Genomic DNA, 12,371 nt, shown 5'->3' with positions numbered 1-12,371 from the left:
CACACTCGATCGGAGCGCGCAGCCTCACGCACTATGCCGAGGAAGTGAAAGCCGCCGCGGCCCCGCGGGTTGGCGTTTTGCCCGCCATCGGGTAAATCGGCCGCTGCGGAACGGCTTTTGCAACGTCGATTCCTCTGCCTGGGCGGGCTTCATTTCGGGAACGCTTGTTTTATGATCGCACTGGTCCGTATCGCGCTGAGCCGGCCATATACTTTCGTCGTGCTCGCGATTCTGCTGTTGATTATCGGACCGCTGGCGGCGTTGCGCACGCCGACCGACATCTTCCCGGACATCCGCATCCCCGTGATCGGCGTGGTCTGGCAGTACACCGGATTGCCGCCGGACCAGATGTCCGGCCGCATCACCACGCCGTTCCAGCGCGCGCTGACCACGACCGTCAACGACATCGAGCACATCGTCGCCAATTCCTATAACGGCGTCGGCATCATCAAGATCTTCTTCCAGCCCAACGTCGACATCCGCACCGCCAACGCGCAGGTCACCGCGATCTCGCAGACCCTGCTCAAGCAGATGCCGCCGGGCGCGACTCCGCCGCTGATCCTGAACTACAGCGCCTCGACGGTTCCGATCATCCAGGTCGCGCTGTCGGGCGAGGGACTGACCGAGCAGAACCTCGCCGATATCGGCATCAACCAGCTGCGCACGCCGCTGGTCACGGTGCCTGGTGCGGCGATCCCGTATCCGTTCGGCGGCAAGCAGCGCCAGGTCCAGATCGATCTCAATTCGACCGCGCTGCAGGCGCGCGGCCTGTCGGGTCAGGACGTTGCCAATGCGCTCGCCGCGCAGAACCTGATCACGCCGGTCGGCACGCAGAAGATCGGCAATTTCGAATACACCATCAACCTCAACAACTCGCCGCTGCGGCTCGAGGAGCTCGGCGACCTGCCGATCAAGCAGGTCAACGGCGCGATGGTCTATGTGCGTGACGTCGCCTCGGTCCGCGACGGCAATCCGCCGCAAACCAACATCGTCCATGTCGACGGCAACCGCTCGGTCTTGATGATGGTGCTGAAGGCCGGCGCCACCTCGACGCTCGATATCATCTCCGGCATCAAGCAGAAGGTGATCGAGGTCAAGGACCAGATGCCGGATGCGCTCAAGATCGGCTTCATCGGCGACCAGTCGGTGTTCGTCCGCGGCGCGATCACGGGCGTCGCGTTCGAGGGCGTGATCGCCGCGCTGCTCACCAGCATCATGATCCTCTTGTTCCTCGGCAGCTGGCGCTCGACCGTCATCATCGCGGTGTCGATCCCGCTGTCGGTGCTCGGCGCCATCATCATGTTGTCCCTGATCGGCGAGACGCTGAATATCATGACGCTCGGCGGCCTCGCGCTCGCGGTCGGCATCCTGGTCGACGACGCCACGGTGACGATCGAGAACATCAATTATCACCTCGAGCAGGGCAAGCCGGTCGAGCAGTCGATCCTCGACGGCGCCAACCAGATCGTGACGCCGGCCTTCGTCTCGCTGCTCTGTATTTGCATCGTGTTCGTGCCGATGTTCTTCCTCACCGGCGTGGCGCGCTTCCTGTTCGTGCCGATGGCCGAAGCGGTGATGTTCGCGATGATCTGGTCGTTCATCCTGTCGCGCACCCTGGTGCCGACCATGGCGAACTATCTGCTGCAGGCGCATGTACATCATGAGGGCGCGCCGCCGAAGTCGCGCAATCCTTTGGTCTGGTTCCAGCGCGGCTTCGAGGCGCGGTTCGAGCGCATCCGCAGCGGCTATCGCGGCCTGCTCGCGATGGCGCTCGGTCATCGCACGGTGTTCGTGAGCTGCTTCCTCGCGGTGGTCGCGGCGTCTTTCCTGCTGGTGCCGTTCCTGGGGCGCAACTTCTTCCCGTCGGTCGACGCCGGCAACATCCTGATGCATGTCCGCACCCAGGTCGGCACGCGCGTCGAGGAGACCGCCAACCAGCTCGCCGACATCCAGAAAGCGATCCGCAAGCTGGTGCCCGGCGAGATCGAGACCATGACCGACAACATCGGCATGCCGATCTCCGGCATCAACATGACCTACAACAACACCGGCGTGATCGGTCCGCAGGACGGCGACATCCAGATCCGCCTGAAGGAAGGCCACAAGCCGACCGAGGAGCATGTCCGCACGCTGCGTGAGCAATTGCCGCGGCTGTTCCCGGGCACCAGCTTCGCGTTCCTGCCGGCCGACATCGTCAGCCAGATCCTGAACTTCGGCGCGCCGGCGCCGATCGATTTGCAGATCCGCGGCGCCAATCTCGATGCCAACTTCGCCTACGCCAACAAGCTGCTGGCCGGGATCAAGCGCATCCCCGGCATCGCCGATGCGCGGATCCAGCAGTCGCCGAACAACCCGACCTTCAACATCGATGTCGACCGCACCCGCGCGCAATATGTCGGCCTGACCGAGCGCGACGTCACCAACTCGCTGGTGGTCAACCTCGCCGGCTCCTCGCAGGTGGCGCCGACGTATTACCTCAATCCCGATAACGGCGTGTCGTACTCGATCGTGATGCAGACGCCGCAATACCAGATCGACTCGCTGAGCGCGCTGCAGACCCTGCCGATCACCGCGACCGGCAACACCCAGGCGCCGATCCTCGGCGGCATCGCCGACATCAAGCGCGCGACCTCGAGTGCGGTGGTGTCGCAATATGACATCCAGTCGCTGGTGCAGATCTACGCCACGACGCAAGGCCGCGATCTCGGCGGCGTCGCGACCGACGTGCGCAAGCTGATCGCCGACACCGCCAAGGAGGTGCCGAAGGGCTCGTCCGTGGTGCTGCTCGGCCAGGTGCAGACCATGAACTCGGCCTTCACCGGCCTCTTGTTCGGCCTGCTCGGCGCCGTCGTGCTGATCTACTTCCTGATCGTCGTGAACTTCCAGTCCTGGTCGGACCCGTTCGTGATCATCACGGCGCTGCCGGCCGCGCTCGCCGGCATCGTCTGGATGCTGTTCACGACGGAGACCACGCTGTCGGTTCCGGCGCTCACCGGCGCTATCATGTGCATGGGTGTGGCGACCGCCAACAGCGTGCTCGTGATCAGCTTCGCCCGCGAGCGCTATGAGGAACTCGGCGATCCCGTCGCGGCGGCGCTGGAAGCCGGCTTCGTCCGGTTCCGCCCGGTGCTGATGACGGCGCTCGCCATGATCATCGGCATGGCGCCGATGGCGCTGGGGCTGGGCGAGGGCGGCGAGCAGAACGCACCGTTGGGCCGGGCCGTGATCGGCGGCCTGATCTTCGCCACGTTCGCGACGCTGATGTTTGTTCCCGTGGTATTCAGTATGGTACACAAGAAGCAAGGCGCCAAAGCCGCCGCCTCATCGGAGATTCCGCATGCCGCCCACTGAAAAGCGCCCCCCGGTCTCACGCCGGAAGCTGGGCATCTTCGGCGTGGTGGCCCTGGTCGGGGCGGGCCTGATCGTCGGCACCGGGATCCGCGCCCGTGAGGAACAGGACACGCGGCTGAAGGAATGGACCGACGACCAGGCCATTCCGACCGTCGCGGTGGCGCTGCCCAATGCCAAGGCGCTGAGCCCCACGATCGACCTGCCGGGCCGGCTCGAGGCCTATTCCCGAGCGCCGATCTATGCCCGGGTATCCGGCTATCTCAAGAACTGGGACGCCGACATCGGCGCCCGCGTCAAGGCCGGCCAGGTGATCGCCGAGATCGAGGCGCCCGACCTCGACCAGCAATTGCTGCAGGCGCGCGCCGATCTCGCCAGCGCCCAGGCCTCGGCCAAGCTCTCCGAGGCCACGCTGAACCGGCGCAAGACGCTGGTGGCCTCGAACTTCGTCTCCGCCCAGGAGATCGACGAGCGTACCGCCGACCTTTCCAACAAGAACGGTGCGGTCAAGGCCGGCCAGGCCAATGTCGAGCGGCTGGAAGCGCTCGCCGGATACAAGAAGATCACGGCGCCGTTCGACGGCGTGGTGACCTCGCGCGACACCGACGTCGGCGCGCTGATCAACGCCGGCGGCAACTCGGGCCCGGCGATGTTCACGATCTCGGACATCACCAAGCTGCGCGTCTATGTCAACGTGCCGCAGAACTACGTCCCGGCGATCAAGATCGGCGCCAAGGCCACGCTGGCACTGCCGGATTACCCGAACCGCACCTTCCAGGCGACGGTGGAAGCCTCCTCGCAAGCGGTCGATGTCGCCTCCGGCACGACGCGGATGCAACTCGGGCTCGACAACTCCTCCGGCGAATTGATGCCGGGCAGCTATGCCAGCGTGAAGCTCAATCTGCAGCGCGAATCCACGCCGCTCAGCATTCCCGCCAGCGCGCTGATCTTCAACAGCAGTGGCCTGCGGGTCGCAACCGTCGGTCCTGACGACAAGGTGCTGTTCAAGACCGTGAAGATCGGCCGCGACCTCGGTAAGGAGATCGAGATCGCCACCGGCCTCGCGCCCGACGATCGCATCATCACCGCCCCGCCGGACGGCCTCGCCGACGGCGATCATGTCCGCGTCACCGGTGCCGGCGCCAAGGGCAAGCCGACCACGGCGTCCGAAAAGCAGGACGTGAAGGGGTAGGGGAGAAGCCGCCCCTTTACTTCGTCATGCCCGGGCTTGGCCCCGGCATCCACGTATTACTTTCTTTCACGAGGCAAAGACGTGGATGGCCGGGACAAGCCCGGCCATGACAGCGTCGGTAGGTCAGCCCACGCGCCATTCCAGCATGCCATCGTCGGCGGTGACGATGTCGCCCGTGGTGCCGACCGGCGTGCGGTCCATGTCCTGCAGATAGGCCAGCGTCGCCGTGTCGCTCGCCGGGATGCGGCCGAGCGTGCGGCGGCCGTCTTCGGTGCGCAGCATGGTGACGCCATGCTCGACTTCGCCATTGGCGCGATAGATCACCGTGAAGGCCTCGACCTTGCCTTTTCCCGCAGCCTCGGCGGTGAAGTCGGGCACGTTGCGCCTGTTGCGGTCGGCCTCCGGCTGCACGGACGTGTCCTGCTTGAGCGCGACGTTCGGCGCCGCGCGCGACAGCACGAGGCCATGATGCTTGGTGACGAAGCCGCCCTGGCCATAGAGCAGGCCGAGCGTGCCGCCGCTTCGGAGCTTGCGCACCATCGCGCAGGCCGAGTGCGTCATGTAGGTGTTGAGCGGCGCGCCGAAGAACGTCAGACCACCCGTCACGGTCGGCTGCACGTCGGCACCGAGGCCGAGCGTCCGGCGCGCCATCTTGGGCACGCAGGGGAAGCAGCTATAGAGCTCGATCGCGTCGAATTTCTTGCCGTCGCCGCCGACGAGATCCATCACCGCCTTCAGCACCGCGGTCTGCGCGTGGCTTTCGACGAATTGATCGCGGATCAGATAGTCGCGCGGCTCTTCCGCCGAGGCGCCGCCGAGCGGATAGATCAGCTTGTCCGCCGGCACGCCGGCCGCGCGCGCTTTCGCGAGGCTGGTCAGGATCAGCGCGCCGCCCATGTTCACCGTCGGGTTCGCCACCATCAGCTTTGTATACGGCCAGGCGATCATCCGGTTGTCGGGCGTGGCCGTGGTGATCTCGTCGCCGGTGAACGTCTTCTTCAGCCACGAGTTCGGATTGTCGGCCGCGACGCGCGCATAGGTCGACCATAGCTCGCCCGATTCCTTCAGCGCGTCGCGCGGCGTCTGGCCCCAATGCGCTGATGTTGCGGACTCATAGAGCGGATAGACCGTGATCGGCCTGAACACGCCGAGCGCAACAGCCATCGGTTTCTGGAATGCGGCGCCGCGCTTCGGCTCCTCCACGTCGTGCGCGAACGGCGTCCACGGCAGCTCCACGCCGGCGCGCTGCGCCTTGGTCGCGGTCGACTGCGCCTCCGCGCCGCAGACCGCGGCAACGCTGCATTCGCCGCGCGCGATGCGTTGCGCCGCCTCGTGCAGATAGCGGATCGGGCTCTCGCCGCCGACCGGGCCGTAATAGAGATGCGCGGGCGCAATGCCGAGCCGCTGCGCCAGCTGCTTCTCGGGATCGCGGTAACGCCAGCTCAGGAAGTTGACGACGTCGAGCGACTGCACGTCGGACAGCAGCCTGGCGCCGCTGTCCGCCTCGGCGCGCTTCAGCGCCTCCTCAAGCAGCGTGAGCGGCTCGAGGCCGGCGGCGATGTCCTTCGGACGATCGACGATCTCGCCGACGCCGACGATGACGGGAATGCGGTCTTCGGGGATGCTGTTCGACATTCTTGTTGGTTCACTCCGCGGTCGTGGACTCGATGGTTGTTATTGGCGTCATTGCGAGCGAAGCGAAGCAATCCATGTTCCGACACGGGGAAAGGTGGATTGCTTCGTCGCTTCGCTCCTCGCAATGACGGCGGGGAGGGATCGTCACTCCGCCACCAGCGCGTTCATGTGCTCGACGGCCTCGACGAACTCTTCCTTGAACTCCTGCACCACGGCGCCGGCGGATTTGACGCTGTCGATCAGGCCGACGCCTTGGCCGACGAAATAGCTGACGAGATCGCGGGCCTTCTCGTTACCACCAGCTGCGGCGCGGTCGATCGCGTTGAAGGCGTCGCGGCTGATGATGCTTTGCAGCGGCATCGGCAGCGCGCCGGGGCTTTCCGGCGAGCGGTCCCAGGCATCGGTCCAGACCGAGCGGAGCTGCCGCGCCGGCTTGCCGGTGCGGCCCTTGGAGCGGATCGCGTCGCGCGAGGAGGCCGCGATCATCTTCTCGCGGAAGATCTCCGAGGTCTCCGATTCCACCGTGGCCAGCCACACCGAGCCGGTCCAGGCGCCCGCCGCGCCCATCGCTATGCATGCCGCCATCTGGCTGCCGGTCATGATGCCGCCGGCGGCGAGCACCGGCACGTCGCGGATTCTTTTGACCGCCTTGATCACCTCGGGCACCAGCACCATGGTCGAGACCTCGCCGCAATGGCCGCCGGCCTCGGTGCCCTGCGCAACCAGGATATCGACACCGGCCGCGACCTGGCGCAGCGCGTGCTCCTTGGAGCCGACCAACGCCGCCACCGGCACGCCGTGCTTGCGCCCCATCTCGATCATCGCCTTCGGCGGCACGCCGAGCGCATTCGCGATCAGCCGGATCGGATGCCGGAACGAGACCTCGAGCAGTTGCAGCGCAGTCTCGGCGTCGAACGGCTGCGGCTGGTTGTCGGCGACGTTCCGGCTGGTCAGCTCGATGTCGTATTTCTTCAAGAGATTGCGGGTGAAGTCGCGATGCTCCTGCGAGACCCGCGCCTCGAGGCTCTTCCAGGTGACGTTCTTCTCGCCCGCGGTCGAGATGTTTTCCGGGATCAGCACGTCGATGCCATAAGGCTTGCCGTCGACATGCGCGTCGATCCACGTCAACTCCTGCTCCAGCGTCTCCGGCGAATGCGCGGTCGCGCCGAGCACGCCGAAGCCGCCGGCGCGGCTGACCGCCGCCACCACGTCGCGGCAATGGCTGAAAGCGAGCAGGGGGAAGTCTACCCCGAGCATGTCGCAGATCGGTGATTTCATGGACTGGTTCTCTCCCGGCGGCTGCTTCTTGTGCTTGTTGGCGTCAGCCGCTGCAACGCTAGCGCATCACGGTCCGCGAAGCCAAGCGGGTTTCGGCCACGGCGATCTTGCGTGCAGGCGCTGCTCCGGCTGCATCCCTCGCAGCGCATTCCGCTGGATAGAAAATGCGATCCGCGGGGTGGGCAAAGCGCAGCCTGCGCACCATCTAGTGCGGACATGGGATGGGCACGGCGGCCGCCGCGCCACCCGGCAAGAACATGAATCGGGAGCCAACGACGTGAATGACATTCCTGCCTACGAGCCGCCGAAAGTCTGGACCTGGAACAAGGAGAGTGGTGGGCGCTTCGCTAGCATCAACCGTCCGATCGCCGGTCCCACCCACGACAAGGAACTGCCGGTCGGCCGCCATCCGCTGCAACTCTACTCGCTGGCGACGCCGAACGGCGTCAAGGTCACCGTGATGCTGGAAGAGCTGCTGGCGGCGGGTCACAAGGGCGCGGAATACGACGCCTGGCTGATCAAGATCGACGGCAACCAGTTCGGCAGCGGCTTCGTCGCGGTCAATCCGAACTCGAAGATTCCGGCGCTGATGGACCGCAGCGGGAAGGAGCCGGTCAGGGTGTTCGAGTCGGGCTCGATCCTGGTTTACCTCGCGGAAAAATTCGGCGCGTTCCTGCCGACCGACGTCAAGACCCGTGCCGAAACCTTCTCCTGGCTGTTCTGGCAGATGGGCGCCGCGCCCTATCTCGGCGGCGGCTTCGGGCATTTCTACGCCTATGCGCCGACCAAGATCGAATACGCCATCGACCGCTTCGCGATGGAAGTGAAGCGCCAGCTCGACGTGCTCGACCGACGGCTCGCCGACAATGAGTATCTCGCGGGCGATGTCTACACCATTGCCGACATGGCGGTGTGGCCGTGGTACGGCAGTCTCGCCAAGGGTCTGCTTTACGGCGGCGGCGAATTCCTTTCGGTGCAGGACTACAAGAACGTGCAGCGCTGGACCGACGCGATCGCGGCACGGCCGGCGGTGAAGCGCGGCCGCATGGTCAACCGCACCTGGGGCGAGCCGTCGAGCCAGCTCCATGAGCGCCACGACGCCAGCGATTTCGAAACGAAGACGCAGGACAAGATCGGCGAGCCGGTGGCGTCGTGACGAAATGACAGCTTTGCCAACCCGCCCTGCGATCACCCCAACAGATCGTCATACTCCGGATACTTCTTCATGAAGCCCTGGATGAATTCGCATTTCACGACGAGCTTGATGCTCTGCGCGCGGACGGCGTCGAGCGTGGCGCGGGCGAGCTTGGAGCCGATGCCGCGGCCGCCGAGCTCCGCCGGCACCTCGGTGTGAACCAGCGTGATCGTGTCCGGCGTCTTGCGGTAGACCACGAAAGCGGTTGAGCCGTCGACGGCGAGCTCGAACCGGCTCTGCGCTTCGTTGTCGCGGAATGTTTCGCTCATTGTCTGATCCTCTATTTCTTTGTGCCCTCGGCCGCGGGAAACACCACGCGGTCGTCGGTGCGGCAGTAGCGGTCGGCGAACATGCGGCCGATCGGGTGGTAGCGCTCCATGTGGACGCGCATCGCCTCGCGGTCCCACAATTCGTCGCGGATGTGGAAATGGATGCCTTCGCCCATGATCAGCTGGCGGTCGCCATTGACGTCGATCAGCTTCCAGGTCTTGCATTCCATCGCGAACGGCGCATCCGCAAGCCGGGGCACCGCGATCTTGCTCGACGGCGCGAGCTTGAGGCCCAGATAATCGGGCTCGCCGATCTCGGGCGGGAAGTCGCCGGAGGTCTCATGCATCGCTTGCGCCAGGGGCTCGTCGGTCAGGTTGACCACGAATTCGCCGAGACGCTGGATGTTGACCAGGGTGTCCTTCTCGCGGCCGTCGGGCCTGCGGTTGACCGCGAACATGCAGAGCGGCGGATCCTCGCAGAACACATTGAAGAACGAGAACGGCGCCGCATTGACCACGCCGTCCGCGCTCGTGCTCGTCACCCAGGCGATCGGCCGCGGCAGCACGAAGGAGGTCAGCACCTTGTAGCGTTCGCGCTGGGTGAGGTCGCTTGGGGAATATTCCATGGGAATGTCCGGAAGTTCGTAGGGCGGGTTAGCGAAGGGTAACCCGCCGCGAGCGGACCGCAAAGCAAAAGGCGGGTTACGCTCGCGCGAACCCGCCTTGCAGACTTGCTTGTTTGTTCCTTGGAGCGCTCTTCCCTTACCTCGCCCCGCCTGCGGGGAGAGGTCGGATCGCATCGTCAGATGCGATATGGGTGAGGGGGAATCTCCGCGAGACTATCTCTCACCGTGCTTTCGGAGGCGGCCCCTCATCCCGGCCTTCTCCCCGCAAGAGCGGGGAGAAGGAGAAGAAGCCACTACGGCATGCTCAGTTCGTGGCGGCCGACCACCATCCAGTGCACCTCGTCCGGACCATCGGCGAAGCGGAGATGGCGGACGTCCTGGTACATTTCGCCGAGCGGCGACCACTGCGAGATGCCGGTGGCGCCGTGCATCTGGATCGCCTGGTCGATCACCTTGCAGGCGCGTTCGGGCACCATGGCCTTGACCATCGAGACCCAGACGCGGGCTTCCTTGTTGCCGAGCACGTCCATCGCCTTGGCCGCCTTCAGCACCATCAGCCGCATCGCCTCGATTTCGCAACGAGCCTGGGCGATGATCTGCATGTTGCCGCCGAGATGGGCGATCTTCTTGCCGAACGCTTCGCGGGTAAGGCCACGCTGCACCATCATGTCGAGCGCCTTCTCGGCCTTGCCGATGGTGCGCATGCAGTGATGGATGCGGCCCGGTCCGAGGCGGACCTGCGAGATCTCGAAGCCGCGGCCTTCGCCGAGCAGCATGTTTTCCTTCGGCACCTTGCAGTTGTTGAAGCGCAGATGCATGTGGCCGCGCGGCGCGTGGTCGTGGCCGAACACGTGCATGGGCCCGAGGATCTCGACGCCGGGGGTGTCGATCGGCACCAGGATCTGCGACTGTTGCTTGCTCGGCGCGGCGTCGGGATTGGTCTTCACCATCACGATCATGATCTTGCAGCGCGGATCGCCGGCGCCGGAGATGTAGTACTTCTCGCCGTTGATCACCCACTCGTCGCCGACGAGCTTTGCGGTGGTCGAGATGTTCTTGGCGTCGGAGGAGGCGACGTTCGGCTCGGTCATCGCATAGGCCGAGCGGATCTCGCCATTGAGCAGCGGCTTCAGCCACTTCTCCTTCTGCGCCTTGGTGCCGACGCGCTCCAGCACCTCCATGTTGCCGGTGTCGGGCGCCGAGCAGTTCATGGTCTCGGAGGCCAGCGGGCTCTTCCCGAGCTCGGCGGCGATGTAGGCGTAGTCGAGGTTGTTGAGGCCTTCGCCGGTTTCTGCATCGGGCAGGAAGAAGTTCCAGAGGCCGACTTCCTTGGCCTTGTCCTTGGCCTTCTGCAGGATCGCGAGCTGCTCGTCCGTGAAGCTCCAGCGGTTGGTCTTCTTCTCGCCGGCGCGATAGAACTCGACCGACATCGGGTCGACCGTGTCGCGGATGAACTGCTTCACATGATCGTAGAGCGGGCGGACCTTGTCCGACATCCGCAGGTCATTGAGCTCGTCGCCTGGACTGAGCGTGTAGTTCGTGGTGCGCGGCACATAGGCATGTTTCACTGTCTTTTCTCCCTCGCGAAGGCGCGTTTCGCGGCGGACAATAGACGCGTGCGACGCCAAGCGCGAGTACCGATTTTCCGATCACCTCTACCGCATCGCGGAATTTCGCGACGGCGTTTCAAACGTTGTTTGAACGCCGCCGCGTACAGCGTGAAAAGAGTCCGGCGGACGCCGCTTAGCTCATCCGATGCATCGCGCAGATCTTGTTGCCGTCGAGGTCGCGCAGATAGGCGAGATAGAGCTTCACGCCAGAACCCTCCCGTACGCCCGGCGGGTCCTCGCAAGGCTTGCCGCCATTGGCGACGCCGGCCGCGTGCCAGGCATGGACCTGCTCCGGCGAAGAGCAGGCAAAGCCGATCGTGCCGCCATTGGCGTGCGTCGCCGGTTCGCCGTTGATCGGCTTGGACACCATGAAAATGCCGGCCTTGGTGAGGTACATGATGCGGTGACCGTCAACCCGGGCCGGCCGGACATCGAGCGTGCCAAGCAGCGCATCATAAAACGCCTTGGCCTTGTCCAGATCGTTGGTGCCAACCATCACGTGTGAAAACATCTGAAATATCCTCCCTGCTTGTTAAAAGCCGCCTTATTGCGTCCCTTGCGGCTCAAACGCTAGCAGCAGTTTTGCCGGGACGGAAGCGACGCTGCGTCGCGCGTTGTTCTACCCGCCACTCTGCGGCCGCCATTCCGCGCCACGCAACTGCGCCCCCGCGCGACGCTGCGATCGGCGCCGGGCTTTTCCTGCGCCCTCTGTGAGAGGAAGACAAGTAAACGCAAGACTCGGACGCAGCGGCGCCGCGAGGATGCGGATGTATGATTCAAGCTCGCGCCACAAGTTCGATGTCGTCCCGGGCAAGCGCAGCGCGACCCGGGACCCATAACCACCGTTGCTTCTTGGGTGACGACGCTATGGCCCCAGCCTGGTTCGACAACCGCGTCCTAGGGTTATGGGTCCCTGCTTTCGTGTTCAGTCCCGTGAGTTTAGCAACGGCCTGGATCGGGGCCTGGTAGCCGAGGCATTTGAGGCGAGTCCGGTTGTAGTCGTGGACGAACCTGGCGATGAAGGTGTCTCGATCGGCGTGATCGATGAAGGTCCGCCGGGCGCTGCCACGCTTTGTTTCGCGGCCAATGGCTTCGGCGATGCGCCGGTTGAAACGTTCGACGAGGCCGTTGGTCTGCGGATGGTAGGGCTTGGTCAGGCGATGCTGGATGCCGCACTGTCGGCAGAGTTGATCAAAGGGGTGGTCGCCGGAAGGCTTC

10 protein-coding genes are annotated in these 12,371 nt (G+C 64.9%); 3 read left to right on the top strand and 7 right to left on the bottom strand.

The genetic code is table 11. The annotated features are described in order from the left end of the window. The first annotated feature begins 171 nt into the window (after window positions 1–171). Window positions 172–3,351 (top strand): efflux RND transporter permease subunit, encoded by a 3,180-nt coding sequence (locus J6525_RS38250; protein ID WP_225648505.1) that lies wholly within the window; start codon window positions 172–174, stop codon window positions 3,349–3,351. Next, complete coding sequence (locus tag J6525_RS38245; protein WP_057017653.1) at window positions 3,338–4,540, top strand: efflux RND transporter periplasmic adaptor subunit; 1,203 nt, start codon at window positions 3,338–3,340, stop codon at window positions 4,538–4,540. Before J6525_RS38250 ends, J6525_RS38245 begins: the two co-directional genes overlap by 14 nt. A 123-nt stretch (window positions 4,541–4,663) precedes the next feature. On the opposite strand, the gene J6525_RS38240 is transcribed toward J6525_RS38245, so the two are convergent. Next, on the bottom strand, window positions 4,664–6,175 hold the full coding sequence (locus tag J6525_RS38240; RefSeq protein ID WP_225648504.1) for an acetyl-CoA acetyltransferase: 1,512 nt from the start codon (window positions 6,173–6,175) through the stop codon (window positions 4,664–4,666). Window positions 6,176–6,319: 144 nt separating this feature from the next. Further along, window positions 6,320–7,453 (bottom strand): nitronate monooxygenase, encoded by a 1,134-nt coding sequence (locus J6525_RS38235; protein ID WP_225648503.1) that lies wholly within the window; start codon window positions 7,451–7,453, stop codon window positions 6,320–6,322. A 277-nt stretch (window positions 7,454–7,730) separates the two neighbouring features. Between J6525_RS38235 and yghU the strand changes: the two genes are divergently transcribed. Then, on the top strand, window positions 7,731–8,609 hold the full coding sequence (gene yghU, locus J6525_RS38230) for a glutathione-dependent disulfide-bond oxidoreductase (RefSeq protein ID WP_225648502.1): 879 nt from the start codon (window positions 7,731–7,733) through the stop codon (window positions 8,607–8,609). A 32-nt stretch (window positions 8,610–8,641) separates the two neighbouring features. Here yghU and J6525_RS38225 read toward each other — a convergent pair whose 3' ends face one another. The 5 genes from J6525_RS38225 to J6525_RS38205 all read right to left on the bottom strand — a co-directional run. After that, the gene (locus J6525_RS38225) at window positions 8,642–8,917 is read right to left on the bottom strand and encodes a GNAT family N-acetyltransferase (RefSeq protein ID WP_225648501.1); all 276 of its coding nucleotides are present in this window, start codon (window positions 8,915–8,917) and stop codon (window positions 8,642–8,644) included. A gap of 11 nt (window positions 8,918–8,928) precedes the next feature. Beyond that, on the bottom strand, window positions 8,929–9,543 hold the full coding sequence (locus J6525_RS38220) for a flavin reductase family protein (protein WP_225648500.1): 615 nt from the start codon (window positions 9,541–9,543) through the stop codon (window positions 8,929–8,931). 293 nt (window positions 9,544–9,836) lie between these two features. Next, window positions 9,837–11,111, bottom strand: a complete 1,275-nt coding sequence (locus J6525_RS38215) for an acyl-CoA dehydrogenase family protein (RefSeq protein ID WP_076827195.1) — start codon at window positions 11,109–11,111, stop codon at window positions 9,837–9,839. 175 nt (window positions 11,112–11,286) lie between these two features. Further along, window positions 11,287–11,664, bottom strand: a complete 378-nt coding sequence (locus J6525_RS38210) for a VOC family protein (RefSeq protein ID WP_057015741.1) — start codon at window positions 11,662–11,664, stop codon at window positions 11,287–11,289. Window positions 11,665–11,929: 265 nt separating this feature from the next. Continuing rightward, the coding region (locus tag J6525_RS38205; RefSeq protein ID WP_225648499.1) for an integrase core domain-containing protein at window positions 11,930–12,371 on the bottom strand (442 nt) is incomplete at its 5' end.

The sequence above is a fragment of the Bradyrhizobium australafricanum genome (assembly GCF_020329495.1).
In the GTDB taxonomy this organism is placed as follows: domain Bacteria; phylum Pseudomonadota; class Alphaproteobacteria; order Rhizobiales; family Xanthobacteraceae; genus Bradyrhizobium; species Bradyrhizobium australafricanum.
This window is presented reverse-complemented; position numbering and strand designations above follow the sequence as displayed.